The following is a 25,245-nucleotide window of genomic DNA, read 5'->3' on the forward strand; positions in this document are numbered from 1 at the left end:
CTTGTTTTTAATCGCTGACATCTTAGGCGATTATGCTCCCAAGGAATAATAATGATTAAAAATAGGTTAACTTGGTTCCCTGCGTGCTCACTTAAGGTGCGCGCCGTTCCCCTACTGATAGCGAGCCAAATGGCCATGATTTCGACAGCTATGTTTTCAATTACCCCAGCTTTTGCAATGGAAGGCGGCAAACTGCCACTGACGATTGAGCGAATGAATGCCTCGCCCGCATTAGCGGGCACCAGTCCTCGAGGTTTGAAATTGTCACCTGATGGTCAGCGTGTCACTTATCTTGCGGGCCGTAAAGACAATCAAAATTTTTATGATCTCTGGCAGATGGATGTAAAGACGGGAAAATCTAGCCTATTGCTCAATGCAGATAAGTTGGCAAGCAATGAATTATCCGATGAAGAAAAGGCCCGCCGCGAACGCCAACGTATTTATGGTGAAGGCATTATGGAGTACTTCTGGGCCGATGATAGCCAAGCGCTATTAATTCCGGCTGCTGGTAATCTGTATTACTTTTCATTAGTGGATAACAGTGTCAGCCAACTTCCCATTGGCGAAGGGTTTGCCACAGATGCGCGCCTATCGCCCAAGGGACGTTTTGTGTCTTTCGTGCGGGATCAAAATCTGTATGTGTTAGAGCTGGCGACCAAAAAACTCCAAGCTATGACGAGCGATGGCGGCGGGGCGATTAAAAATGCCATGGCCGAGTTTGTCGCTCAGGAGGAAATGGATCGCATGACAGGTTATTGGTGGGCGCCCGATGAATCGGCCATCGCCTTTACCCGTATTGATGAGTCCGGTGTCGAGCAAGTAACCCGTAACGAAATCTATGCTGATGGTATTAAACTTACTGAGCAGCGCTATCCCTATGCCGGCAAAAACAACGTCGATATCGCCCTCGGTGTGGTCACGCTAAAAGATAAGGCCATCAATTGGGTGAAGCTGCGCGAAGAGAACAGCAAAGACAAGAGCAAAGATATTTACCTGCCGCGGGTCGATTGGTTGCCCGATAGCAAACATTTGTCGTTCCAGTGGCAGAGCCGCGATCAACATCAGCTCGATTTACAGTTAGTGGCGTTAGATGCGCTTACTAAACCAAAAATCTTAGTGAAAGAACGCAGTAACGCTTGGGTGAACCTCAATAACGATCTGCACTTTTTAAAACAACAATCGGCTTTTATTTGGGCATCTGAGCGTGACGGCTTTAATCATCTGTATCTTTTTGACTTAAAAGGCAAACTTAAAACCCAATTGACTCAGGGCGAGTGGGCTGTCGATGCGTTGGAATACATAGATGAAACCGCTGGTTGGGTATATTTCACTGGCCGCAAAGATACGCCAATCGAGAAACAACTTTATCGCGTGCCTTTAGCGGGTGGCAAGGTTGAGCGGGTAAGCAAGCAAGCGGGCATGCACGATCCTGTGTTTGCCGACAATCAAAGTGTGTATCTGGATTATTTCAATAGCTTATCTCAGCCACCGCAGATCAGTTTACACGGTGACAAGGGCCAGCAACTGGCTTGGGTTGAGCAAAATGAAGTCAAGCAAGGCCATCCTTTATATGACTATGCGGGTCTGTGGCAAATCCCTGAATTTGGTGAACTAAAAGCCGAAGATGGCCAAGTGTTACAAACCCGTTTATTCAAACCTGTTCCCTTCGATGCGAGCAAGAAATACCCTGTCGTAGTGCGGGTTTACGGTGGGCCGCACGCACAGTTAGTGACCAACAGTTGGAGCGAGCAGGACTACTTTACCCAGTATCTGGTGCAACAAGGCTATGTGGTGTTCCAGTTGGATAACCGCGGCAGCGCCCACAGGGGCACAAAGTTTGAGCAAGTGATTTACCGTCATTTGGGTGAAGCTGAAGTCAAGGATCAAAAAGTGGGAGTGGACTATTTACGGAGTCTGCCATTTGTCGATGCCGATAATGTAGCGATTTACGGCCACAGCTACGGCGGTTACATGGCCTTGATGAGTTTATTTAAGGCGCCGGATTACTTTAAAGCCGCGATTTCGGGTGCACCTGTAACCGACTGGCGCTTATATGACACCCATTATACTGAGCGTTACTTAGCCCATCCTGAGGGGAATGAAAAAGGTTATGAAGCCAGCAGTGTGTTCCCTTATGTGAAAAACTATCAAGCGGGTTTGTTGATGTATCACGGCATGGCCGATGATAACGTCTTGTTTGAAAACAGCACTCGGGTTTATAAGGCGTTGCAGGATGAGGGCAAGCTGTTCCAGATGATCGATTATCCTGGATCTAAACATTCGATGCGTGGCGAGAAAGTGCGTAATCACTTATATCGCTCACTGGCAGATTTCCTCGATAGGCAGTTGAAAAACGCCAAATAGTAGGCATAAAAAAACCAGATCCTAGGATCTGGTTTTTTGTGAATTGATTCTTATCAAACCAATCCTGTTTCTAATGCGGGTGTTGCTTAGCGGGCGATTAGCCTTCTAAGTTACCGCAAAAACGATAGCCTTCACCGTGAATAGTCGCGATGATTTCTGGCGTATCTGGCAAGCTTTCGAAATGCTTACGGATACGACGGATAGTCACGTCTACAGTACGATCGTGTGGCTTAAGTTCACGGCCAGTCATTTTCATCAGTAGATCGGCACGAGTCAAAATTTTGCCTGGGTTTTCAACAAAGTGCAGCATAGCGCGGAACTCGCTACGTGGCAGTTTGTAAGATTCACCCTGTGGGCTCACTAATGAACGGCTGTTGATCTCTAAGCTCCAATCATTGAAGCGGTAGTATTCTACTGAGCTCTTTTCTTCGACTTCAGCGCCAGCGCTGTTGACACGAGTCAGAAGGTTACGAGCACGAATCGTTAATTCACGTGGGTTGAACGGCTTGGTAATATAATCGTCCGCGCCAATTTCAAGTCCAAGAATTTTGTCGACTTCGTTGTCACGACCTGTCAGGAAGATAAGACCGATGTTGTTGATTTCACGTAGTTCACGTGCCAACAATAGACCATTCTTACCTGGCAAGTTAATATCCATAACGACCAAGTTAATTTTGTTTTCCTGCATAGCCTTATGCATTTCTGCGCCATCATTGGCCTCAGTTACCACATACCCTTCTGCCTCGAAAATACTTCTCAGCGTGTTACGGGTAACGGCTTCATCTTCAACGATCAGAATGTGCGGATTTTGCATATTATTTACCTAAATTTTAATCAGTTTATACTAACCAATAAGAGCAACTTACTTCGGGCTCTTATATTCATAAAAGCGTTGATACTTCCTTGAACTGCTTTGTGCTCAAAAGGAAAATCTTTACGGTGACATCTATATCTGGATGTAGATTAAGTGCACGTTTAAGTGTAATACGAGAAAACGTAATCAGTACCAACTTCGATAAGCAATAGTTAGAATAAGTTCCTTAACTATTGTTTTTTTTAAATGTTTAAAAGACAAATCAAATGTAGAACAGATTTTAAACAGATGCCCGGTCAGTTCACGTTACTTAAAGCGATATATGTAACAAACTGTATTGAACGATAAGCATCTTGCTCAATCTATTTCAACTCACCAGTACGTACATTGTACTCGTTTTAGTCATTTGTTAACAAATGAAATGTTAACAAATTTTAGGTGAGCAGGGGTTTTTACCATGATATTTACTTTAGCTATTGATTAGTATAACTAATGTATTTCTTATTCCTGTGAGCCAGTTCACGCCTCTTTGGATTTTACAATCACTCTGCTACACTAGCTTGGGTTCATTTTTCGACTAGACTACCAATGGACAATACGACTCAAAATTTGTGGCAATGTTACCAAGCGCCGTTGTTTTTGCTGACTCAAGCATTATCCTGTGATTTTTCCTTTGCTGTTATTACCGCTCATAATCCCGCTTCAAAGCTTCTCTCTCCTAGCCAAAACCGTTTACTCGATCGCCAACTTCTCCGTGAAATTGAATTACTCGGTAGCCCTTATCGTGCTTTAGTGGGCGCAGCACCGGATTTATCCCACATGGAAAAAAGTTGGGCCGTGTTTATCGATAGAACGATGGCATTGCAATTGGGTAAGAAATTTAATCAATATGCGATTTATGTTGTCGAACAAGGGGATGTGAGCTTAGTGCCTTGCATCTTGGATGGACATGATGAAGTGTGTTTAGGCAAATTTAGAGATTATGTGCAGCTGGTATACGAGCTACCCGATTTGAACATTTAGTTGTTTTCAAAAGATTTTATTTAAATTGTTCATTTGTTATGAAATTAGCATTGACTTCATTAGGGGTTTATTGCTACTTTTTTCGTCCCTTTCCTAGGAAAGGAACAGAAGAGGAGCGTTAACTAGGTAGTCGGTCAGAGGAGCACAAACTCCAGCGATGACTGATGAGGGAGATTAACGCCGAGGCATAGATATGGTTGCTGCATGTTTATGTCGGTCGCTCAGGCTGAATCCTGACGATTGTCACCTGTAATTGGTGGAGAGCTTCTGGTGACGATTGCTGTTTCCCTTCTTTTGGGGTGCGTTATCATTGAGCACCAGGCTCTTCGAACGAAGTCAGTTCGGAGTGTGATCATGTTAGTTAATCAATATCTTATTCAATCTGCATTTATTTGTTGCCCTACGTGTTTTACGGAGGTGCGCTAATGTCTCTCGTTGTCGCAAAATTTGGTGGCACCTCAGTTGCCGACTATAACGCTATGAATCGCTGTGCAGACATAGTGTTAGCTAATCCTCATTGTCGTTTAGTCGTGGTCAGCGCTTCGAGCGGCGTGACTAATCTGTTAGTGGAATTGACCCAAGAATCGATCAACGACGATGGCCGATTACAGCGATTAAAACAAATTGCCCAAATTCAATATGCGATTTTAGATAAGCTCGGTCGTCCTAACGATGTGGCCGCCGCATTAGATAAATTATTGACTCGTATGTCAGTATTGAGTGAAGCGCTCGCATCACAACGCAGCAAAGCGACTATGGATGAGTTGTTGTCCCTCGGTGAGCAATGTTCTTCGGCGTTGTTTTCGGCGGTGATCCGCGAGAAAGGTGTTAACTCAAGTGCCTTCGATGTGCGCCGAGTGTTACGTACTGACAGCCACTTTGGCCGCGCCGAACCTCAGGTCGAGCAGATTGCGACTCTAGCTCGTGATTATCTACAGCCACTGTTAGCGGAACAAGTGATTGTCACGCAAGGCTTTATCGGTGCCGATGAAGCCGGTCAAACGACCACGTTAGGTCGCGGCGGTAGTGACTATTCTGCTGCACTGTTAGCTGAAGCGTTACGCGCCTCAGCGGTAGAGATTTGGACCGATGTCGCGGGAATTTATACAACGGATCCTCGTTTGGCGCCCAATGCCTTTCCGATTGCAGAGATCAGTTTCAATGAGGCTGCCGAGATGGCGACCTTTGGTGCCAAGGTATTGCATCCAGCGACTATTCTTCCTGCCGTTCGTCAGCAAATTCAAGTGTTTGTGGGTTCAAGTAAAGAGCCTGAAAAGGGCGGAACTTGGATCCGTCATCAAGTGGAAGATGCACCCGTATTCCGCGCTGTGGCTTTGCGCCGCGATCAAACCCTATTAAATCTTCACAGCTTGCAAATGTTGCATGCTCAGGGCTTTTTAGCGGAAACCTTTGCGACATTAGCGCGACATAAGATCAGTGTGGATTTGATTACCACATCAGAAGTGAATGTGTCTCTAACCCTCGATAAAACTGGTTCAGATTCGAGTGGTCAAGGTCTGTTGAGTGAGGCATTGCTGCAAGAATTATCACAGCATTGTCGTGTGCGAGTTGAAGATGGATTGGCCTTAGTGGCTATTATCGGTAATCGCATCGCGACAACGCCTGGTATTTGTCGCCGTGTATTTGAAGTGTTAGAACCACACAATGTGCGGATGATTTGCCAAGGCGCCAGCCCACATAATCTGTGTGTGTTAGTGGCAGAATCGGAAGCGGCACAAGTGGTGAAATCGCTGCATCAAAATCTGTTCGAAGGCGCTTAATATGCTGCCGACAACATCGTCTCTGCAAATTGGCGAGCTTGCCGCAGGGCAAGCGCTTACCTTGCCTATTTACCATTTTAAGCCGAGCGACGATAAGGCGACTGGCCCCAAAGTGTATATTCAGGCCAATGTCCACGGCGCTGAAGTTCAAGGTAATGCGGTGATTTATCAGTTGATGAAACAGCTCGAACTCTGTGACATCCGCGGCGAAATCACCTTAGTGCCATTGGCCAATCCCCTTGGGATCAACCAAAAAAGCGGTGAGTTTACCCTTGGCCGCTTTGATCCTATTACGGGCGCGAATTGGAATCGTGAGTATTTGAATCATGCTATCGATTTGCCGACTTGGTATGGCGAACATGCCAAGCTGAGTGATAGCGAGCTGATCCAGGCCTATCGCAGTACTTTGGTTGAAGCCTGTCAGCAAAAATTGCGTCATGAATGGGGCATTACTACTGGCCATTGGCTCGCGGTTAATCTGCAGATTATGGCCCATGGCGCGGATATAGTGCTCGATCTGCACACAGGTCCTAAGTCTTGTAAGCACTTGTATTGTCCTGAATATGACTTAGCTGCTGCGCAGTTTTTTTCGATCCCTTATACGCTCATTATCCCCAATGCCTTTGGTGGTGCCATGGATGAGGCTGCGTTTTGTCCTTGGTGGCAATTGAGTGATTTTGCTAAATCTCAAGGGCGCGATTTAGGGGTTGCAGTGTCAGCGTTAACCTTGGAATTGGCGAGCCAAGAGCGCGTCTGTCTTGAGGATGCACGGGTTGATGCACAAGGGATTTTGGCATATTTAAGCCACCGAGGCGTGATCGCTGAAACCGTTGCACCCGCTAAAATGCAGCGCTTTGGTTGTTATCTAAAAGACTATAAAAAATATCACGCGCCAAGTGCTGGTTTAGTGGAATACCTTGCACCTGTGGGCGAGCCATTAGCTGCGGGGCAGCCCTTAGTAAATTTACTGCGAATGGATTTATACGGTACGGCGGATGAGCTAAAAACGGTTAGTTTGCCGCAGGACTGCGTGCCGATTTTGCACTTTGCTTCGGCATCAGTGCACCAAGGAACAGAGCTTTATAAAGTCATGACTCATGCGTTTGAGTTGCCAACGACATAATCGCCCGCTTAGAGCATAAGCATTAGCCCATAACAATTAGTTTATGGTACTGAGAGAAAACAAAGCCAATCGATTAGGATTGGCGTTGTTTTAAGGTGGCTATAACCACTTGAATCGATAAAACAGCGCCATTTGCAGGGCGACGAGTGAGATTAATATTCCGCAGAAGGTGGCGAAGGCCCAAGTGTTGTCCGCGCCCGGTATCCCGCCAATATTGACCCCAAGTAAGCCTGTTAAAAAGCCTAGCGGTAAGAAGATTGCTGACACTAAGGATAAGAAGTATAAGCGTTTGTTGAGTTGCTCCGATTGCTGACTGAGTAATTCTTCTTGAGTCACATTAGCCCTATCGCGCAGGGCATCGAGATCTTCAATGGTGCGGATAAGTTTATCGTTTGTTTCCCTCAGCTTGAGTCGTTCGGTATCTTTAAATAGGCTGAATTGCTCGGAAATCATTTTCGAGAATGCTTCGCGCTGTGGGGCTAAATAGCGGCGAATGGCTACAGTTTGACGGCGCAGTTCGGCGATATCGGTACGTAAGTCTTTCACATTGCCTGAGACGACTAGTTCTTCTAAATCAGAGAGCTGTTCTTCTAATTTATCAATAAACTCGACTTTACGATTGGTCAGTCGTTCGCAGATTGCGACGATAAAGTCCCCCGTAGTTGTAGGCCCATTTCCCTCAAGGATCAGCTCGGCGACATCTTTGACCGACTGTAACTCGCGATCGCAGGTGGATATGATCCGCTGTTTATCGGCATAGATACGCACGGCCACCATGTCTTCGGGAGCTGAATTGGGGTTGAGGTTGACGCCGCGTAACGCGAGTAATATGCCTTCACCTGTTATCACTGCACGGGGACGAGTGTCTTGGGCGAGTAGGGCATCACTTTCGACCTTAGGCAGACCGCTATTGAGTATCCAGTGGCGTGCCTTTTTATTGCGATAGCGAAGGTGTAACCAGAGTAGGCCATCCTGAGGATCCCATTTTTCGATCTGTTCTAGGCTCAAGGTGGAACCCGCTTGGGCGCCGCTTAGCACTAAACTGTAGATAAACCCTTCGTGCATATCGCATTCCATTTAACTTTCAAAATCATCCAAACAAACTAACTGATTTTGTCATGAAAATGAAGTCAGTACTTATGCTTAACGACATGAGGTAAACGTTAATTGACATAAATTTGATGTGCTGAGTGATGCAAGCAACTTAGCCAAGGATAGGTTAAAATTAGCATTAGTAGGCTTAGATCAAAGAGACAATAAAATGGAATACGAATTTCGGCGTAACAGTTTAACTGGCACTTTTTTGGCTAGCTTTAGCATGGATCATGAAGTGCTTGGGCAATGGTTTACGGAAGAATTAGGGACTGAGTTAGCTAAAATTCAGCAAGTGTTGGGTGTGATAAAAGAAATTCAAGCCGATAAACGAGGTTCATGGCGTCTTGTTGGTAATGATTTTACCTTAGAGTTAGAGCGTGAACAGGCGCGAGTCTTTGCCAATACCTTAGGCTTTGAGCAAGAATATGAATTAGAAGAGGCTATGTCACTCTATGATGCTGAGTCAGAAGCTTATTGTGGCCTTGAGGATTTTGAGCAGGCGCTATTGAGTTGGCAGCAATTTATTGAGAAAGGTTTGTAATCATTTATTTAATCTCTATTTGATAAAAACATAAAGGCAATCATGGGATTGCCTTTATTGTTTGCGCGATACCAAGCTTATTTTCGTATCTTTAATTATTTAGGTAGCGCACCGCCATTTCGGTTCTCGATTTAGCATTGGCTTTACGCAGTAGGTTTTTCACGTGCACTTTAACTGTGCCTTCACTAATGTGTAAATGCTCTGAAATCATGCGATTACTTAAGCCTTCCGCCAGTTGCTGTAGAATTTGCAACTCCCTTGGGGTCAGGCTTGAAATCCATTCTTGTTCATCGGTCGCATCTTTAAGTTCGTAAAGGTATTCCTCTACTTCATCGCTGATCACCCTATGGCCAAGCATGGCATTTTTGAGTTTTTCGAGCAGCAAATCTGGCTCAGTATCTTTGAGCAAATAGCCGTCGGCTCCAGCGCGAAGTAAACGGATAACATCCTGTTTTGCATCTGAAACGGTGAGAATTACTATGCGTGAGGTAACACCTTCTTGGCGCATGGCGTTGAGGGTATCTAGGCCTGTCATGCCTTTCATATTCAGATCGAGCAATATGATGTCGGGTTCATCGGTGACCACTGCGGTTAATGCGTCTAAACCACTACCGGCTTCGCCAAATAGGCTGAAGTCAGGATCTGAAGCGATGAGCTGGCAGATGCCTTTGCGCAAGAGGGGATGGTCATCGACCACTAGTACTGAATAAGGTTTACCCATTTGAAGGCTCCTGTTGAGATGGGAAAATAAGCGTCACTCTAGTGCCACTTGACCCCTTGCTGTGCTGCATAAGGTTTAATGGGCTGTTAGGGTTGAGTGCGTCGTCTTGTGCATTGCATCCTTGCTCAGTCGTGGTTGCCATAGCAGGTTTAAATCTCTTTAAATCATTGTCGCTGAACACGACTTTACCTGAAAGCTTACTGGCTCGTTCATGCATTATACCTATGCCAAAATGTTGATCTCGTTCTTTTAAATGTCCAATACCTATGCCGTTATCACAAACATCAATATTGACCATACCCTCGTCATCCTTATAGCAATGGATGTTAATGAGGCTGGCCTCAGCATGTTTGATGGCGTTTAACGTCGCTTCTCGCGTGATCTGCAGTATGTGGATGTGCTGCTTTGCCTCTAGCCATTGTGGCGCAAGTTTATAGTCTAAGGTTATCTTTATATTCGTCTTTGTCCTGAGTTGCTCAAGCATAGCCTCTAAAGCACTTTTTAGATCGGGCTCTTTAATTGTGAGCCTAAAGGTGGATAGTAACTCCCTGAGCTGCACGTAGGCAGTGCTTACACCTTCGTTGATTTCGGTTAGCTGCGCCTCAACGATTGGACTGCGGCAACTGCAATCTAAGTTTTTGCGTAATAAGCTAATTTGGATTTTTAGGAAAGATAGCACTTGACCTAAAGAGTCGTGCAGCTCTCGGGCAATTACGCCACGTTCCTCCATTAGCGCCAGTTGCTGTCTTTGCTCTGTGGCATTGTGGATCACGATTGAGCGTGTCAACATAATTGCGAAATTGTTAAACAAGGCGATATTGGGTGTTTGGTCGGCAATTAACTCTAAATAGCCTAAATTAGCCTGCTCAAATTGCAGTGGGAAACGGGTGCTCTCTTGAGTCATATCTGGCCAACCGCCATCGGCCTCAATCACTTCTAACTCTTGCTCTGGGTATTGAATGATGAGTCTTAGGTAGTCGAGTGATTCATAGCCTTTTAACTGATTCAGCGCCGCCTTGAGAGCCTTGTAATCGAGTTTATTTGCGTTTAATGTCAGTAGGTTATCATATAAGAATGCCAGCTCGTTGTTGGCCCTTGTCAGCGCTAAGGTTTTTTCTGCTACCTGCGATTCTAAGTTGCCATAAAGCGTCGCGAGTTCCTTCGCCGTTTTTTGTAGGGCATGGGTCAGCGCTGTAAGTTCAATATATTCGGTCTCGGGCATTTCTATTTCAAAATTACCCTTAGAAATCGTGTTGGCCGATTCCATCAGTTTTTGCAGCGGGATCACCACTTTCTTCTTTGTAAAACGCACGGCCACAAAAGCGATAATGAGCATGACGCCTAAGCCTAATATTTGGCTGGCGGCAAGGAGCCTGAGTTTAAAGGCGGCGTAGTGCTCCATCTCAAGCACCAGTAAATCAATGGTATCAACAAAGTCCTTCAGTGAGGCGACATAATCGCGGGAGTTTTCTTGTTCTATGTAGTGTTTCATCACCAGCCATTTATCGATGACAAGCTGATATTGAGCGGCAATTTCTGGCGGACTAAACCAACTTTCCGAGGGCTTTAATGTGTCGGAATAGAGCGTATTTTCGAATTCGGTGATTTTATCCTGCGCAGCATCACTGCCTGAGTTGGCGTAAAACATTAACCGATAGCTTTGCATCCTCAGCGACCCTGAGGCATTAATCGCCTTGGCGTCGCCTAAGCTGTAGGACAAATTGATGATAGCAAAAGTCGATAAACTACTAGAGAGCAGAATAAGTACTAACATTAATCCTAAGATTTTTGAGGTGAGACTACCTCGTTTCATTAATCCGCTGTTCATTTTGATGGCCGCTGTTATGGCACTTTGCAGTGGTTTTTACATTAGAAAATAATGTAATACATTAACAAAAGTATAGAAATGTGAACAACAACACCTTTACATTTTGATCTAGCGCAAACTTCAACCTAGATACCCCCTAAGAGGTATATTTTTAGCAGGGTTAAATCACTAAGTTTGACCATGGAGATGTCGTGATTTACAACAATAATGCAACACGGAGATGAGATGATGAAGAAGATGACAGGTAAGTCCTTTGCACTGAGTGCACTGGTTGCCGCCAGCTTCATGGCAGCGGGCGCAATGGCGAGTGATAAAACAGAGCCTCGCAACGAAGTTTATAAAGATAAATTTAAGAATCAATATAATAGCTGGCATGATACCGCAAAGAGTGAAGAACTTGTCGATGCGATTGGGCAGGATCCTAATATGGTGATCCTGTGGGCTGGCTATGCATTCGCAAAAGATTACAACGCTCCTCGCGGCCATATGTATGCCGTGACCGACGTGCGTAATACCCTACGTACTGGTGCGCCGAAAAATGCGGAAGATGGTCCATTGCCTATGGCATGTTGGAGCTGTAAGAGCCCTGATGTACCTCGCTTAATTGAAGAGCAAGGTGAAGATGGCTACTTCAAAGGTAAATGGGCTAAGGGTGGCCCTGAAGTCACTAACACCATTGGCTGTGGTGATTGTCATGAAAAAGGTTCACCAAAACTGCGGATCTCTCGTCCTTATGTAGACCGTGCAATGGATGCTATCGGTACGCCATTTGATAAAGCTTCGAAGAAAGACAAGCAATCTATGGTGTGCGGTCAGTGCCACGTTGAATACTATTTTGAGAAAAAAGAAGACAAAAAAGGTTTCGTCAAATTCCCTTGGGATATGGGCATAACTGTTGACCAGATGGAAGTTTACTACGACGGTATCGAGTTCTCCGATTGGACTCATGCGCTGTCTAAAACACCTATGTTAAAAGCGCAACATCCAGAGTATGAAACGTGGAAACTGGGTATTCATGGTAAAAATAATGTCAGTTGTGTTGACTGCCATATGCCAAAAGTGACTAGCCCTGAAGGTAAGAAATTTACCGATCATAAAGTGGGTAATCCATTTGACCGTTTCGAAGAAACCTGTGCAACTTGCCATAGCCAAACGAAAGAATTCTTAGTTGGCGTCACTAATGAACGTAAAGCTAAAGTTAAAGAAATGAAACTGAAAGCGGAAGAGCAATTAGTCAAAGCGCACTTCGAAGCTGCTAAAGCGTGGGAATTGGGTGCAACTGAAGCTGAAATGAAGCCTATCTTGACCGATATCCGTCATGCTCAATGGCGCTGGGACTTAGCGATTGCTTCCCATGGTGTTGCTGCTCATGCTCCTGAAGAAGCCCTACGTGTTTTAGGTACTTCAGTGAATAAAGCGGCCGATGCCCGAGTTAAGTTAGCACAGTTATTAGCGAAAAAAGGCATCACAGATCCAATCGCTATTCCTGATATCTCTACCAAAGCTAAGGCACAAGCAGCCTTAGGTATGGATATGGATAAGATGAATGCAGAGAAAGAAGCATTCAAGAAAGACATGTTACCTAAGTGGGATGAAGAAGCGAAAAAACGCGAAGCCACTTATAAGTAGGTTTTAATCAATCGCGGTTGAGTTTTCAATATGAGCTAACCCCTCATGTAAATAAAAGCCCTCGCTGACTCAGCGGGGGCTTTTTTATGGAAAAAAATATCGAGTAATGTCAGGCGTTGGTCATGCTGGCTGAAGAAATACCACGGGCTAAGTCGCTATTTGATCAGTTTTAATAATGCCCTAAAGCGCTCGCCTTGGGCTTGATGTTGTAATTCAAATAATAGCGATTCCACGTTAGTTAATAAGGCGCCTCTGGCCGTCATCATCTGAATACCCAGTTTTTTATTATCGGCACTGCGTGACGAGACGCCATCTGCGACGAGATGCACCGAATATTGCTGTTCGATAAGGTCACAACAGGTTTGGTAAACACACACATGGGTTTCAATACCCGCGAGTATGACGTGTTTGCGATTCGTCTTAGTTAATGCCTTTGCAAACGCGTCACAGTGCCAGCCGCTAAAATGCTGCTTGGCAATGGGTGAGCTGGTCTTTGCAAGTAAAGTTTGCAGCTCAGGGCTAGTTGCTCCGAGTTTATCGGGTAGCTGTTCTAACCACAGTATTGGAATTTCAAATAATTGTGCGCCTTGGATTAAGGTCTGTAGTTGTTGATGCAGCTTGTCACTGTTATCCATGATTTGTGCAAGTTTTCCTTGCACATCGACGATAACGAGAACACATTCTTCTGGTTTTAACATCGGGCCTTCCTTCTGCGCTTGATGATTGTCTTAGTGATGATCTTCGCTTTTGTTTAAGAGCTTGTGTTGTGATGCTCAGATTTCATCTCGATTTACGCTTCCCCCAGTAGACCCTAATTTAACCTTGTTACCAATAGGCCTAAGGTCGAATAGCTGTCGCACTTAAACTGCTCACTAAAAGAGTGCATCGCACCAGTTAGTGCTCGATTATGGTGCATTTTTAACCTTAAAAAATAGTGTTAAACAATTTAAATCAATAATAATCAATGGATTAAATTGTTGGCCTAATGATTGAATTACCTTTGATACAAGTTAATAACAATCGCGTTTTTTTGGAGGTCAGGATGAAACTAGTCAGCGCTATCATCAAGCCGTTTAAGTTGGATGATGTCCGTGAAGCTATCGCCGGAATTGGTATTGAGGGCATGACGGTGACCGAAGTGAAAGGTTTTGGCCGTCAGAAAGGGCATACAGAGTTGTATCGCGGCGCCGAGTATCAGGTGGATTTTTTGCCAAAAGTAAAACTAGAAATTGCCACTAAGGCTGAAAATCTCGACATGTTGATTGAGGCCATTACCACTGCGGCCCATACGGGGAAAATTGGTGACGGTAAGATCTTCGTCGTTGATTTAGAACATGCTATCCGTATCCGTACGGGTGAACTTGATACTGAAGCGCTATAAGGGGCTGACAATGGAAGAATTAACGAAATTAGGCGGCACAGTCACTGAACTACGCTTTGCACTCGATACCTTTTACTTTTTGATTTCTGGCGCTTTAGTCATGTGGATGGCGGCGGGATTCGCCATGTTAGAAGCGGGTTTAGTTCGCTCTAAAAATACCACTGAAATTTTAACTAAGAACGTTGTGCTGTACGCGATTGCCTGTGTGATGTATCTGTTGGTTGGCTATAACATCATGTATGTGGATAACACTGAAGGTGGCTGGTTACCGTCAATTGGCACCTTAATTGGTTCGCAATCAGCAGATGCGAGCCATGCATTAGAATCTGACTTCTTCTTCCAAGTTGTATTTGTGGCAACGGCGATGTCAATTGTCTCTGGTGCTGTGGCGGAACGGATGAAGTTGTGGGCTTTCTTGTTCTTTTCTGTGGTGATGACAGCGGTTATCTATCCAGTAGAAGGTTATTGGACTTGGGGCCAAGGTTTTATCGCTAAACTGGGCTTTGTAGACTTTGCTGGTAGCGGTATTGTGCATATGACGGGGGCGACCGCGGCGATTGCTGGCGTAATATTACTCGGTGCGCGTAAGGGTAAATACGGGCCTAATGGTCAAGTGAATCCTATTCCAGGCTCTAACTTGCCAATGGCAACCTTAGGTATGTTTATTCTGTGGATGGGCTGGTTTGGCTTTAACGGCGGATCGCAATTAATGGTGTCGGATGCGGCGAATGCAAGCTCAGTGGCGAAAGTGTTTGTGAATACCAATACTGCAGCTGCTTTTGGTGCTATCTCTGCGCTTATAGTGTGTAAGATGATTTGGGGCAAAGCGGATTTGACCATGATCCTTAACGGTATTTTGGCTGGATTAGTGGCGATTACGGCCGATCCTCTCTCGCCTTCATTGTTAATGGCGGGTGTGATTGGTTTAGTGGCGGGCGGCGTGGTGGTGTTCTCGATTGTGGGCTTAGATCGCATTAAGATCGACGATCCCGTCGGTGCGATTTCAGTACACGGTGTGGCTGGTTTCCTCGGCTTAATGTGTGTGCCATTATCCAATGCCAATGCAACTATTACCGGACAGTTGACGGGCGCAGCGATCATTTTCACTTGGGTGTTCTGCTCATCATTTGCTGTCTGGTATGTGATTAAGATAACCATGGGGATCCGTGTGACTGAGGAAGAAGAATACAACGGTATGGATGCTTCTGACTGCGGTATTGATGCCTATCCTGAGTTTGTTACGGTCAAAAATGCGGGCTGATTAAACTTGCACATTAATGCGTGATTCACCTTGATGCTTAGCTTGGATCGAGGGATAGTGAAGCAGAGCCTAGGCTCTGCTTTTTTATGGGTAATCACTGTGATTGAAGTTTAAGCACAGGGTCATAAGCTTAATTACTGAGCCATTCTGTTTTCTTGCATAAATTAAGGAGTGTTCTATGAGATTGAATATAAAAACAATAGGTCAATTTTTGCGACTAAGTCTTATCGTCATTTCTGGCTGGATATCGGTTTCAGCCTTTGCAGGAGAAGTGATCGTTAATCGCTCAAGTGAGCCTGTCGATGCCTTTGCCGTGCGTGATCAAGTGCTCAAGGATTTTGAATGGCAGGAGTCGCTTCGTCGCCAGCAGCAAATCCAAATTCTGCAGGCTTTACCCTTAGGTTGCGTTACGGTCATGAAACCCTATCGACATTTTACCTGTGGAGAGCATAACTATCGGCCGTATGATTATCAGCAGCGTGAGTTATACATAGAAGTTGACCGACCTTCGCAATAGTTAATTCGTTAAATTATTTGCGATTATTTTCAATCGATCGCGATTATCATTTTTTTGTAACCATTTTATGTCGTCTTTTTCGCCATTTGTAATAAGCTCAAATAGGAGCTAATGGTGTGGGAGGACGTATGTCGAAACTATTCCGAGCCGTATACTTGAGTACGATCTTGAGCGTTGTATTCAGTCAATTGTTTGCTTGTAGCTCGACGACCATTGAGCCTAATCCGTCGGATCTTGAGTCGTTACTTGCCGATTCACTGTTTACCCCTGTGGCCGATATTCCTTCTGTTGCGGATATTTTTTATCTGCCACCCGAGGTCGTGACAGACGTAAAACGTCGCTATGGGATATACACTTTGTCACACAATAACAACATGTTAGCCAATGAATGGTTAGCTAGTTATATCAATGCGAGTCAAACCAATAGCGCTAACATTGATTTTCGATATAAAGATAATCTGACCCAAATTGCCCGTGAAACCTATGCCCAAAGGGCGGGTAATTGCATGTCTTTAGTGGTCATGACTTCTGCGTTAGCGGACATATTGAATGTGAGTGCTGAGTATCAAGATATTGCGATAGAACCGGTATGGGATAAGCAAGGTGATTTCTATTTAATCAATGGGCATGTGAATTTACGCTTACTTCCACCTGAAAACGCACATTCAGTTTATGTGTCATCTACCGCAGTTTTAGTGGACTTTATGCCAGAGCGAGCTCTACGGGGATACGGTAAAACCCAAGTGGATCGGCAGACCTTAATCAGCATGTTTTACAACAATATGGCGGCAGAGTCTTTGGTGAACGGTGATTTAGACAGGGCCTATGCCTTGATTAAAGTGGGTTTAAAAGTCGGCCAGTTTGTTCCTTCACTCAACACGCTCGCCATTATTTACCGGCATAAAGGTGATGAAAAGCGGGCCGAACAGGTTTATCGCTATGCACTCAAGTTTGATGCGAAAAATCTGACAACGCTTTATAACTTAGCCTTGATTTTAGGGGAGCAGGGGCGGCTTGATGAATGGGCCGAAATTAATAAAGTGCTTGAATTAGCGCGAATACGTAATCCCTATTATTACTATGACATGGGGCAGCAAGCCTATGATGAGCATCAATACGATGAAGCCTTGGCTTGGTATCAAAGGGCGTTGGCAAAAGCGGATTATCGTCATGAGTTCTTCTTCGGTTTATCTAAAACCTACTGGGCGCTGGGGGACGAAAAGCGTGCCAAACTGAATATGGATAAAGCCTTGGCTTTGAGCCGAGATGAGTCAGAGCGTCAACGCTATCAGAGCAAGTTACAAGTCATGTTACAGCATTAGCATTTGCCCGCTCTTTTCTATAGAGAGCTGGCCATCAATTAAGCTTATTACGGGTAAACATCTTTGCTTGCTAACATAGGGCGCCTAAATACACTTGCAGCAAATATGTTTATTCCTTTTTATCCGCCATATTCGATTTTGTTCATCAAGGCTGTGAGTTAGCTGGCATATTTGAATTTTGATTTTTTTTAAATATATTAAAACAATAAGTTATATTTGATTTTTTGAAATGGAGACAACTTGGTTGCATTGGCGCCTGAGACTCGATAAATTGAACTCAGTATTGCAGTTGAGATCCCTTATCGCAGCGATAGAAATAGCCTAAAACACCAGCGTTGGAGCAGTAAAATTATGTATTACCAAAATGATGATGTTCGCATTAAAGAAGTAAAAGAGTTACTTCCACCTATCGCGATTCTTGAACGATTTCCTGCTTCCGAAAAAGCCTCTGCGACTGTGTTTAATGCGCGTAATAGTATCCATAATATTCTGGCTAAGTCTGATGATCGTCTATTAGTGGTGATTGGGCCTTGTTCTATCCACGATCCCAAAGCTGCGTTGGAATATGGACAGCGTTTGGTCTCACTGCGTGAACGTTATAAAGATCAACTCGAAATTGTGATGCGAGTGTATTTTGAAAAACCAAGAACCACAGTGGGTTGGAAGGGGCTGATTAACGATCCTTACATGGATAACAGCTTTAAACTCAATGATGGTTTACGCACCGCCCGTAAATTATTAGTGGATTTGAACGACAGCGGTATGCCAACTGCGGGTGAGTTTCTTGACATGATCACCCCACAATATATGGCTGATTTAATGTGCTGGGGAGCCATTGGTGCCCGTACGACAGAATCTCAAGTACACAGAGAGTTAGCCTCGGGTCTTTCTTGTCCGGTCGGTTTTAAAAATGGTACTGATGGCACGATTAAAGTTGCTATTGATGCGATAGGTGCTGCCAATGCACCACACCATTTTTTATCTGTGACTAAGTTGGGCCATTCGGCGATCGTTTCGACTAAGGGCAATCCTGATTGCCACATTATTTTACGGGGTGGCCGCGAGCCCAATTATAGCGCGCCGCATGTCACTGAGATTAGCCAGCAATTGTTAAAAGCAAAGCTTGCCGACAACATCATGATCGACTTTAGCCATGCTAATAGTAGTAAAGAGTATCAACGTCAGTTAGTGGTTGCTGAAGATGTAGCTGGTCAAGTGGCGGCGGGAAATACTGCTATTTTTGGTGTTATGGTAGAAAGCCATTTAGTGGAAGGTCGTCAAGATCTTATTGAAGGTCAAGAGTTATGCTATGGGCAGAGTATTACCGATGCGTGTATTGGTTGGGATGATACCGAGCGTCTGTTAGCCATTTTGAACCAAAGCATTATCGAACGCCGTCAGGTTTAATTATCTGCTCGAGCGAACATAAACCGCAACTATACCTGAGTTAGCCGTTAACGATTGCGGGTTAAGTAAAAACAAAGGCGCTATCCCGGCGCCTTTGTTTTATCTATTTATTGCTTATTTCAACAATGTATTCATTTGCTTTGGCTAAGCTACCAAAGGCGGCAATAAGGTTGTTTCTACCTTTATCTTGTATCTCTGGATTGCCTGATTCGATCATCATCCACACCCAAGTTTGGATCAGTGGTAATGGCGGGTATTGAACTTTAGCGGAATCCAACATAAAGCTTCCTTTGATCTTAATTTAATTTGTTTGTCTTAATGTTCTCGCTAGAACTTGGGCGTATGAATCGCAAAATCTAGCGCGTAGAGGTTAACAAATTCTATTGATTTGTATAACCGCCTCCATGGCATTTTGGGCAAAACTGCAAAAATAATCAACAGCAGCAACTCTGTGCCAAGTCTTCTTCCATTGCACTCTTATCCTCCTACATACGGCTCTGAGGTTAAGTAAAACGGTACATGCCTGAACACAAATCAGTATAAATTCATTTATTGTGAATACGCCAGTGTAATGCGTAAGTATGATGTTTTGACTTTAAATGCAATCAAAATAGCAGCTGAGTATGTCGTGAATAAGTCTATTTGTCTGTCAGGAAAATCTGATTGATTTTATTCAGACTTTGCTAGTTTCGCTTAGCTTATGTTCGGTGTGAACTGTTACAATTGGCATAACTCATTCAAGGTTATGTCTTATGCGCCCAACGTTATATTTTGAAGGTCCAGTCGATAAATTAAACTGGCACGTCATGAAACTGCTTTGGCCTTACTTATTGGAATACAAAGGCCGTATTGCGCTGGCGATGTCATGCCTCATCATCGCTAAGCTGACCAGCGTGGCTCTACCTTTTATTCTGAAGCATTTGGTCGACACCTTAGATGCCGATAAAACCGCGCAAGCCCTCAGTGTGCCCGTAGGATTAGTGTTGGCCTATGGTGCGGTACGTTTACTAACGGCGATTACGGGGGAGATCCGCGATACCTTGTTTGGCCGCGTAACCGAGCGGGCGATCCGCCGTTTAGGCTTAGCAGTATTCGACCATTTACACCGACTTGACCTCGATTTTCATCTAGAGCGCAAAACCGGCGGCCTCTCCCGTGATATTGAACGCGGCACCAGCGGCGTGAGTTTCCTCATGCGTTTTATGGTGTTCAACATAGTGCCGACCTTGCTCGAAATTGTCATGGTGATTGGCATTTTCTTCTATAACTACGGCATTGCGTTTGCGGCAATCACTTTTGTTGCTGTGCTGGCTTATATTATTTTTTCTGTGGTCGCGACCGAATGGCGTACTGAGTATGTACGTGATGCGGCCAAGGCTGACTCGTTATCGAATACCCGCGCCATCGACAGCTTGCTGAACTATGAAACGGTAAAGTATTTTAATAATGAGAAGTATGAGTCGCAGCGCTACGATCAAGCGCTCGAACAGTGGGAAGTCGCTAAGCGTAAAAACCGTTTATCTTTGTTTGCGCTCAATGGCGGACAAGCTGTGATTATCGCTCTGGCGATGACAGCTATGATGGCGCTGGCGGCGTACCGAGTCACCTATGGCGATATGACCTTAGGTGATTTTGTATTGATTAATGCGTTCATGATGCAGCTCTTTTTACCCCTTAACTTCTTAGGTTTCGTGTATCGCGAAATTCGCGGCGCCTTAGCCAATATTGAGCGCATGTTTAGCCTGCTCGATAAGCATCCCATGATAGTCGACTCACCCCAAGCACTCGATTTTCAGCCTACTAAGGGTGAGCTGGTATTTGAAAACGTGAATTTTAGCTATGACGAGCGGCAAATTCTGCGGGACGTGAGTTTTAAGGTTGCTGCGGGAAAAAAAGTGGCCGTAGTCGGCGATAGTGGTGCTGGTAAGTCGACGCTGATTAAACTGCTGTTTCGATTTTACGATGTGGACCAAGGCGCGATTAAAATCGATGGACAAGATATCCGTCATCTGACGCAAGATGCGCTGCGACGGGCCATCGCTATCGTGCCGCAGGATACAGTGCTGTTTAACGATTCATTAGTTGAGAACATACGTTATGGTCGCCCGGGCGCGACGGATGAAGAGGTGCGCAACGCGATTAAACTGGCGCACTTAGAGCAATTTATTGCATCACTTGCCCTTGGTTGGGACACAAAGGTGGGTGAGCGCGGCTTAAAGCTATCTGGCGGAGAAAAACAGCGGGTCGCGATAGCAAGGGCCATTTTGAAGGGCTCGCCCGTGCTGGTGTTTGATGAGGCTACATCTTCACTCGATAGTCGCTCCGAGCAAGCTATTTTGTCGGCACTGCGGGAAGTCGCTAAGGGGCACACTAGCCTAGTGGTGGCTCATAGGTTATCGACCATAGTCGATGCCGATCAAATAGTCGTATTAAGCCAAGGAGAAATAGTTGAGCAAGGTAATCATCAGACTTTGCTGTTGGCAAATGGTCTCTATGCCAAATTATGGCGGATACAAAATGAGCAACAACATACTCCTCTGAGCAGTTAATAGCGTAATACAGTTCAGTCTTTATTCAGCTTCGGCTCTCTATACTCAATGCCAACACATCAATCGGAAGAGATCTGGCATGGAAAATATTACACTGAGAGCTAATATTGAAGGCAAAGAAGAAAAAGTCGCCACTGATTGGTATGCCATCATGGCGACATTGAAAAAACGTGGTGTTGATTATGATTCATTGCAACGCATTCATGCTGAGTTGAACGCGGGCCTGTTGGTTACCACTCGGCGACTTACCTTGGCTAAAGTCAATCCAGAAATGGTGCTGGCAGGTGTGATCCGCGATATGAACGCGCCGACAAGTGACTTTATGGGTATGCGTTAGGTGTGTTCGCTAGTGCTTTAGTACAGTTTGGGTGAGAACGTCCGAGAATAGAGGTGAGCCTCTATTCTTGATGCTCTAGAGAGACTCCAGAGATAAAATATGGCTGAATTAAGCTACGCCGTTCAGCTTCCCCGCTTTCCAACCTTCACATAAAAGATTCAATTTAGGTACTGACTCATCTATCAAAGTGAGTCGAATGATCTGCCCTTCGCGAAAACACACCAGTTCACCTTCGATCTCGGTCAGGCGATTACAGCTCTTACAGCTAGTGCTTACAGTTTTACTGGCGGGCAGTTGGCTTACGAAGCTAGATTTCAAAGTGTTTCCTTAAGTTCAATTGTGGGTAAGACATTTGAATAATGTCTCACGTCACGGATCTTACCTCTTTTGTGATACGCATTCAAATATACCTTATGTAAACCCTATATAGACGAAAGTTGTATTCGCCATTAACCGCGAGTGTTCGCGGCTACTTATCCATATGTGCATAGTATTTATCGAGTGAAATGGATAAACCGCTATCGAGCACAATTCGGACATGTGAAGGTTTGAGTTGTCTTGGTTCTGTCACTCCGCAAGAGTGCGCAATTAAGGCTAAGTCATGGTGTAAATTATGATTATAGTTAGCAACACGAGCCGATTTATCCCTAGGATCGAGTCCTTGTTGTAGCTTGGGATTGTGCGTTGTGATGCCCGTTGGGCAGGTATCTCTATTGCACTGTAAGGCTTGAATACAACCGAGGGCGAACATATTGCCACGGGCCGATGCGATGAAGTCGGCACCTAATGCCAAAGCCCAAGCGACTCTTGATGGCACAATAAGTTTACCCGAAGCGATGACTTTGATGCGTTTACGCAAGCCTCGTTGGATCAAGACATTAACTAGGATAGGTAAGCTTTCCTTCAGTGGTAATCCGACATAATCCATTAAAGGTTGTGGTGCAGCGCCTGTGCCGCCATCGGCACTGTCTAAGGTAAAGAAGTCGGGGGCAGAGTCTTCGCCACGACGTTCAATTTCATCACATAAATCTTCGAGCCACTGCACGTCACCGAGTACGGCCTTAATGCCCGTTGGTTTACCGGTAACTTCACGTACTCGTTCAACCATATCCAAAATATCGTTCACGGATTTGAATTCAATATGACCATTAGGGCTAATAGAGTCATAACCCTGAGGAATACCGCGAATATGGGCAATTTCAGCTGTGACTTTGATCCCTGGTAAAATGCCGCCTTTGCCCGGTTTAGCTCCTTGACTCATTTTAATTTCAAACATTTTGACTTCGGGATGAATGGCTATCGACTTGAGCTTTTCATCGTCTAAATGTCCGTGCTCATTACGTACACCGTATTTGGCCGTTCCAATTTGAAAGACGATATCGCAGCCACCTTTTAGATGATAAGGGCTCAAGCCGCCTTCACCTGTGTTAAGCCAGCAACCCGCCTGCGCTGCACCGTGGGAAAGGGCGGTAATTGCTGGGCGCGATAGAGCCCCAAAGCTCATGGCTGAAATATGACAAATGGCTTGAGTCGTATAGGGTTGGCGGCAATTGGTGCCAATTGTCAGTGGATGAATGGGTGTGATCTCTTCATCTTGGGTTGGGAAGGCGGTATTCATAAACATAACAGTACCGGCAGTATCCAAGGGGCGAGTCGAACCAAAGGCGATAGTTCTATCGACATTTTTAGCGGCGCGGTACACCCAGCTGCGTTCAGCACGGTTGAAGGGCAGTTCTTCTCTGTCTTGGGCGAAAAAGTATTGTCTGAAAAACTCACCTTGTTTTTCAAACAAATATCGAAAGCGACCAATCACGGGATAGTTATGTCTTACCGCTTGTTTGGTCTGCATTTTATCTGCGATATACATGTAAATAACCGCGAGTACTGCGAGTCCTATTACAATCAAAAACAGCCCTGAAAATAGATCGAGTCCCCACATAAACCAATTGAGTTCACTCATGTTATTTATCCTTATTCTTGTCCGTAACGGGTGGCGATCAAGCTCGCAGGTTGGTCATCATTAAGAGAGAGTAAAAACAGCTGGCTATAGTCATCTTCACTGATCGCTTGGATCTCAGGTCCACCAAGGGCTTTAATGATCTGTGGGACAGTATTTGAATGCCCAACGATGAGTGTATTGCCCTTTACAGCATGCACTTGTTCAACAATGTGTTGGATATGTCCTTCGATAGGTTTGGCAGCTTCTACTATCGTCACAGGTAAATGGCGATCCTCGGCGATGGGCGCGAGTGTTTGCTGGGTTCTTAGGTATTGAGTCGCAATAAGTTGCGACAGCGGCGTGCGGCTCAAGGCAGTGATCAGTGATGCTGCGCGTATTTCTCCCTTGGGTGATAACTGCGGGTTATTGGCTGGCGTGTCGGCTTTCTCGGCATGTCTGACTAAAATAATTAGTCTACTTTCAGCATGAGCTTGGCTAATGGGAGCAAAGCCGAGGCAAGTGAATATGACGAGGCTTGTTAGCAGGCTAAAGCGTTTTATATTGATACCCAGATTATGCTTAAAATAGTGCTTAAGGATTAGTGTAAACCCGTGAAAGCGGAAATGACTCAAACTGCGGCCTGCTGCCATGGTGTAACATCCTTTTCTATTGGCTTATGTCTAAGCTCAGCGATAGTAATGATCTGCATTGCGGTGGGTTGGCGCTTTATGCACCTTATTAAAGAATGAACCCACTTAATTTATGTGGGCCTTATCATGGCCTTGTGGTCAGATGGTACTTCAATTCTAAAAATTACTAAAGCTGGTTAAATTTTGGTCGATAATTAAGTCGACCCGAATTGAATGGATAGTCATCATGGAAATCAATAAACCCCCTCAAGTGCAAAGTACCCCTTTGCCACAGAAAAAATATGCTGAAAACGCGGCGTCTAAGGGCACCGAAGTGAGTGATTCGAAGGACGCGAAAGCCACAGAAGTAACCTCGAAGCAAACTGCGCAGCAAACGAGCAAGCAGCTGATGAATCAAGCGATTTTATCGGCACAGCAAGATGTGAATATCAAGTCAGGCGATCAGTCTATGGCCTTGCTTTATCGCGCAGCGATAGAGTCGATTAATAAAGAATTAGCGCCCACTATGGGCGAGAACGCGATTCAGACGGCTTACGATAATGGAGTAGATACTTCTCCAGAAGCGACTGCAGATCGTATCGTGAGTTTTGCGACGCAGTTTTTTAGCATTCACCAACAACAAAATTCGGGTATGAGTCTAAGTGATCAACTCGATAGCTTTATGGGGATTATTGGCGGTGCCATCGACAATGGCTTTAAAGAGGCTAAAGATATTCTGTCCGGCCTTAAAGTATTGCAGGGTGATATTGCCGATGGTGTCGATAAAACCTACAGCTTAGTGCAAGAGGGGCTGCAAGCCTTTAGAGATAGCTTTAACAAGAAGACTGATGAGACAGCATAGAGTCCGAGTTAATACCTCAGTATTTTCAGTTCTATATTCAGCGTTATAGTCATAAGCCCCTTATATAAGGGGTTTTTGTTGTGCAGAAAAAAGTCTATGCTGGAAGCCTATTTAACGTTTCG

At 44.9% G+C, this 25,245-nt stretch carries 23 protein-coding genes and 1 riboswitch; of the genes, 14 read left to right on the forward strand and 9 right to left on the reverse strand.

What is annotated here, in order from left to right:
* Positions 1–51: 51 nt before the first annotated feature.
* Positions 52–2,364 carry a S9 family peptidase gene (locus HUB64_RS07410; protein ID WP_173496707.1) on the forward strand — a complete coding sequence of 771 codons (2,313 nt, stop codon included), beginning with the start codon at positions 52–54 and terminating at the stop codon, positions 2,362–2,364.
* 97 nt (positions 2,365–2,461) lie between these two features.
* Here the strand turns inward: HUB64_RS07410 and arcA are convergent, their stop codons facing one another.
* Entirely contained in the window at positions 2,462–3,178 is a 717-nt protein-coding gene (gene arcA, locus HUB64_RS07415) for a two-component system response regulator ArcA (protein ID WP_006080127.1), read from the reverse strand.
* A gap of 588 nt (positions 3,179–3,766) precedes the next feature.
* On the opposite strand from arcA, the gene HUB64_RS07420 reads away from it, so the two are divergent.
* From HUB64_RS07420 to HUB64_RS07430, 3 genes are all read left to right on the forward strand, one after another.
* Positions 3,767–4,201 (forward strand): DUF3293 domain-containing protein, encoded by a 435-nt coding sequence (locus HUB64_RS07420; RefSeq protein WP_131525181.1) that lies wholly within the window; start codon positions 3,767–3,769, stop codon positions 4,199–4,201.
* A 100-nt stretch (positions 4,202–4,301) separates the two neighbouring features.
* Positions 4,302–4,476, forward strand: a riboswitch (Lysine riboswitch).
* A 150-nt stretch (positions 4,477–4,626) separates the two neighbouring features.
* On the forward strand, positions 4,627–5,982 hold the full coding sequence (lysC, locus tag HUB64_RS07425) for a lysine-sensitive aspartokinase 3 (protein WP_173496708.1): 1,356 nt from the start codon (positions 4,627–4,629) through the stop codon (positions 5,980–5,982).
* A gap of 1 nt (position 5,983) precedes the next feature.
* Positions 5,984–7,105 carry a succinylglutamate desuccinylase/aspartoacylase family protein gene (locus tag HUB64_RS07430; RefSeq protein ID WP_173496709.1) on the forward strand — a complete coding sequence of 374 codons (1,122 nt, stop codon included), beginning with the start codon at positions 5,984–5,986 and terminating at the stop codon, positions 7,103–7,105.
* A 99-nt stretch (positions 7,106–7,204) separates the two neighbouring features.
* Here HUB64_RS07430 and HUB64_RS07435 read toward each other — a convergent pair whose 3' ends face one another.
* Positions 7,205–8,170, reverse strand: coding sequence for a zinc transporter ZntB (locus tag HUB64_RS07435; RefSeq protein WP_131525184.1), 966 nt, complete (start codon positions 8,168–8,170; stop codon positions 7,205–7,207).
* 196 nt (positions 8,171–8,366) lie between these two features.
* On the opposite strand from HUB64_RS07435, the gene HUB64_RS07440 reads away from it, so the two are divergent.
* Positions 8,367–8,741 (forward strand): YacL family protein, encoded by a 375-nt coding sequence (locus HUB64_RS07440; RefSeq protein ID WP_105250233.1) that lies wholly within the window; start codon positions 8,367–8,369, stop codon positions 8,739–8,741.
* Between the two features lie 91 nt (positions 8,742–8,832).
* Here the strand turns inward: HUB64_RS07440 and HUB64_RS07445 are convergent, their stop codons facing one another.
* Together HUB64_RS07445 and narQ are read right to left on the reverse strand one after the other, a co-directional pair.
* Positions 8,833–9,462 (reverse strand): response regulator, encoded by a 630-nt coding sequence (locus HUB64_RS07445; RefSeq protein WP_105250232.1) that lies wholly within the window; start codon positions 9,460–9,462, stop codon positions 8,833–8,835.
* Complete coding sequence (gene narQ / locus HUB64_RS07450) at positions 9,455–11,290, reverse strand: nitrate/nitrite two-component system sensor histidine kinase NarQ (protein ID WP_168824638.1); 1,836 nt, start codon at positions 11,288–11,290, stop codon at positions 9,455–9,457. Before narQ ends, HUB64_RS07445 begins: the two co-directional genes overlap by 8 nt.
* A gap of 225 nt (positions 11,291–11,515) precedes the next feature.
* On the opposite strand from narQ, the gene nrfA reads away from it, so the two are divergent.
* Complete coding sequence (gene nrfA, locus HUB64_RS07455) at positions 11,516–12,919, forward strand: ammonia-forming nitrite reductase cytochrome c552 subunit (RefSeq protein WP_113939112.1); 1,404 nt, start codon at positions 11,516–11,518, stop codon at positions 12,917–12,919.
* 155 nt (positions 12,920–13,074) lie between these two features.
* On the opposite strand, the gene HUB64_RS07460 is transcribed toward nrfA, so the two are convergent.
* Positions 13,075–13,617, reverse strand: a complete 543-nt coding sequence (locus tag HUB64_RS07460; protein WP_168824640.1) for a hydrolase — start codon at positions 13,615–13,617, stop codon at positions 13,075–13,077.
* Between the two features lie 344 nt (positions 13,618–13,961).
* Here HUB64_RS07460 and HUB64_RS07465 point away from each other — a divergent pair, with 344 nt between their 5' ends.
* From HUB64_RS07465 to aroG, 5 genes are all read left to right on the forward strand, one after another.
* Complete coding sequence (locus tag HUB64_RS07465) at positions 13,962–14,300, forward strand: P-II family nitrogen regulator (protein ID WP_028761800.1); 339 nt, start codon at positions 13,962–13,964, stop codon at positions 14,298–14,300.
* Between the two features lie 10 nt (positions 14,301–14,310).
* Positions 14,311–15,561 carry an ammonium transporter gene (locus HUB64_RS07470; protein ID WP_028761801.1) on the forward strand — a complete coding sequence of 417 codons (1,251 nt, stop codon included), beginning with the start codon at positions 14,311–14,313 and terminating at the stop codon, positions 15,559–15,561.
* A gap of 178 nt (positions 15,562–15,739) precedes the next feature.
* Complete coding sequence (locus tag HUB64_RS07475; RefSeq protein ID WP_173496710.1) at positions 15,740–16,078, forward strand: hypothetical protein; 339 nt, start codon at positions 15,740–15,742, stop codon at positions 16,076–16,078.
* Between the two features lie 128 nt (positions 16,079–16,206).
* The gene (locus HUB64_RS07480; RefSeq protein WP_131525190.1) at positions 16,207–17,400 is read left to right on the forward strand and encodes a tetratricopeptide repeat protein; all 1,194 of its coding nucleotides are present in this window, start codon (positions 16,207–16,209) and stop codon (positions 17,398–17,400) included.
* Between the two features lie 351 nt (positions 17,401–17,751).
* Positions 17,752–18,807, forward strand: coding sequence for a 3-deoxy-7-phosphoheptulonate synthase AroG (gene aroG, locus HUB64_RS07485; protein WP_131525191.1), 1,056 nt, complete (start codon positions 17,752–17,754; stop codon positions 18,805–18,807).
* Between the two features lie 103 nt (positions 18,808–18,910).
* On the opposite strand, the gene HUB64_RS07490 is transcribed toward aroG, so the two are convergent.
* The gene (locus HUB64_RS07490; protein ID WP_105250227.1) at positions 18,911–19,087 is read right to left on the reverse strand and encodes a hypothetical protein; all 177 of its coding nucleotides are present in this window, start codon (positions 19,085–19,087) and stop codon (positions 18,911–18,913) included.
* A gap of 472 nt (positions 19,088–19,559) precedes the next feature.
* On the opposite strand from HUB64_RS07490, the gene HUB64_RS07495 reads away from it, so the two are divergent.
* Both HUB64_RS07495 and HUB64_RS07500 read left to right on the forward strand, forming a co-directional pair.
* Positions 19,560–21,356: an ABC transporter ATP-binding protein/permease gene (locus tag HUB64_RS07495; protein ID WP_173496711.1), complete on the forward strand. Its 1,797-nt coding sequence runs from the start codon at positions 19,560–19,562 to the stop codon at positions 21,354–21,356.
* A gap of 79 nt (positions 21,357–21,435) precedes the next feature.
* The gene (locus HUB64_RS07500) at positions 21,436–21,693 is read left to right on the forward strand and encodes a hypothetical protein (protein WP_105250225.1); all 258 of its coding nucleotides are present in this window, start codon (positions 21,436–21,438) and stop codon (positions 21,691–21,693) included.
* Positions 21,694–21,801: 108 nt separating this feature from the next.
* Here HUB64_RS07500 and HUB64_RS07505 read toward each other — a convergent pair whose 3' ends face one another.
* The 3 genes from HUB64_RS07505 to HUB64_RS07515 all read right to left on the reverse strand — a co-directional run bounded on the left by HUB64_RS07505 (position 21,802) and on the right by HUB64_RS07515 (position 24,282).
* Positions 21,802–22,011, reverse strand: coding sequence for a hypothetical protein (locus HUB64_RS07505; protein WP_105250224.1), 210 nt, complete (start codon positions 22,009–22,011; stop codon positions 21,802–21,804).
* Between the two features lie 151 nt (positions 22,012–22,162).
* The gene (locus HUB64_RS07510) at positions 22,163–23,653 is read right to left on the reverse strand and encodes an FMN-binding glutamate synthase family protein (protein WP_173496712.1); all 1,491 of its coding nucleotides are present in this window, start codon (positions 23,651–23,653) and stop codon (positions 22,163–22,165) included.
* Between the two features lie 11 nt (positions 23,654–23,664).
* A complete protein-coding gene (locus tag HUB64_RS07515) occupies positions 23,665–24,282 on the reverse strand; it encodes a histidine phosphatase family protein (protein WP_173496713.1) in 618 nt (205 codons plus the stop codon).
* A 226-nt stretch (positions 24,283–24,508) separates the two neighbouring features.
* On the opposite strand from HUB64_RS07515, the gene HUB64_RS07520 reads away from it, so the two are divergent.
* Positions 24,509–25,123, forward strand: coding sequence for a DUF5610 domain-containing protein (locus HUB64_RS07520; protein ID WP_173496714.1), 615 nt, complete (start codon positions 24,509–24,511; stop codon positions 25,121–25,123).
* The last annotated feature ends 122 nt before the right edge of the window (positions 25,124–25,245 follow it).

It is taken from the genome of Shewanella sp. ISTPL2, assembly GCF_013283205.1.
In the GTDB taxonomy this organism is placed as follows: domain Bacteria; phylum Pseudomonadota; class Gammaproteobacteria; order Enterobacterales; family Shewanellaceae; genus Shewanella; species Shewanella oncorhynchi.

What these genes read in the sequence shown, in the direction of transcription:
- HUB64_RS07410 (WP_173496707.1), top strand. Translation starts at nt 52, where the DNA reads ATGATTAAAAATAGGTTAACTTGGTTCCCTGCGTGCTCACTTAAGGTG.
- arcA (WP_006080127.1), bottom strand. Translation starts at nt 3,178, where the DNA reads ATGCAAAATCCGCACATTCTGATCGTTGAAGATGAAGCCGTTACCCGT.
- HUB64_RS07420 (WP_131525181.1), top strand. Translation starts at nt 3,767, where the DNA reads ATGGACAATACGACTCAAAATTTGTGGCAATGTTACCAAGCGCCGTTG.
- lysC (WP_173496708.1), top strand. Translation starts at nt 4,627, where the DNA reads ATGTCTCTCGTTGTCGCAAAATTTGGTGGCACCTCAGTTGCCGACTAT.
- HUB64_RS07430 (WP_173496709.1), top strand. Translation starts at nt 5,984, where the DNA reads ATGCTGCCGACAACATCGTCTCTGCAAATTGGCGAGCTTGCCGCAGGG.
- HUB64_RS07435 (WP_131525184.1), bottom strand. Translation starts at nt 8,170, where the DNA reads ATGCACGAAGGGTTTATCTACAGTTTAGTGCTAAGCGGCGCCCAAGCG.
- HUB64_RS07440 (WP_105250233.1), top strand. Translation starts at nt 8,367, where the DNA reads ATGGAATACGAATTTCGGCGTAACAGTTTAACTGGCACTTTTTTGGCT.
- HUB64_RS07445 (WP_105250232.1), bottom strand. Translation starts at nt 9,462, where the DNA reads ATGGGTAAACCTTATTCAGTACTAGTGGTCGATGACCATCCCCTCTTG.
- narQ (WP_168824638.1), bottom strand. Translation starts at nt 11,290, where the DNA reads ATGAACAGCGGATTAATGAAACGAGGTAGTCTCACCTCAAAAATCTTA.
- nrfA (WP_113939112.1), top strand. Translation starts at nt 11,516, where the DNA reads ATGATGAAGAAGATGACAGGTAAGTCCTTTGCACTGAGTGCACTGGTT.
- HUB64_RS07460 (WP_168824640.1), bottom strand. Translation starts at nt 13,617, where the DNA reads ATGTTAAAACCAGAAGAATGTGTTCTCGTTATCGTCGATGTGCAAGGA.
- HUB64_RS07465 (WP_028761800.1), top strand. Translation starts at nt 13,962, where the DNA reads ATGAAACTAGTCAGCGCTATCATCAAGCCGTTTAAGTTGGATGATGTC.
- HUB64_RS07470 (WP_028761801.1), top strand. Translation starts at nt 14,311, where the DNA reads ATGGAAGAATTAACGAAATTAGGCGGCACAGTCACTGAACTACGCTTT.
- HUB64_RS07475 (WP_173496710.1), top strand. Translation starts at nt 15,740, where the DNA reads ATGAGATTGAATATAAAAACAATAGGTCAATTTTTGCGACTAAGTCTT.
- HUB64_RS07480 (WP_131525190.1), top strand. Translation starts at nt 16,207, where the DNA reads ATGTCGAAACTATTCCGAGCCGTATACTTGAGTACGATCTTGAGCGTT.
- aroG (WP_131525191.1), top strand. Translation starts at nt 17,752, where the DNA reads ATGTATTACCAAAATGATGATGTTCGCATTAAAGAAGTAAAAGAGTTA.
- HUB64_RS07490 (WP_105250227.1), bottom strand. Translation starts at nt 19,087, where the DNA reads ATGTTGGATTCCGCTAAAGTTCAATACCCGCCATTACCACTGATCCAA.
- HUB64_RS07495 (WP_173496711.1), top strand. Translation starts at nt 19,560, where the DNA reads ATGCGCCCAACGTTATATTTTGAAGGTCCAGTCGATAAATTAAACTGG.
- HUB64_RS07500 (WP_105250225.1), top strand. Translation starts at nt 21,436, where the DNA reads ATGGAAAATATTACACTGAGAGCTAATATTGAAGGCAAAGAAGAAAAA.
- HUB64_RS07510 (WP_173496712.1), bottom strand. Translation starts at nt 23,653, where the DNA reads ATGAGTGAACTCAATTGGTTTATGTGGGGACTCGATCTATTTTCAGGG.
- HUB64_RS07515 (WP_173496713.1), bottom strand. Translation starts at nt 24,282, where the DNA reads ATGGCAGCAGGCCGCAGTTTGAGTCATTTCCGCTTTCACGGGTTTACA.
- HUB64_RS07520 (WP_173496714.1), top strand. Translation starts at nt 24,509, where the DNA reads ATGGAAATCAATAAACCCCCTCAAGTGCAAAGTACCCCTTTGCCACAG.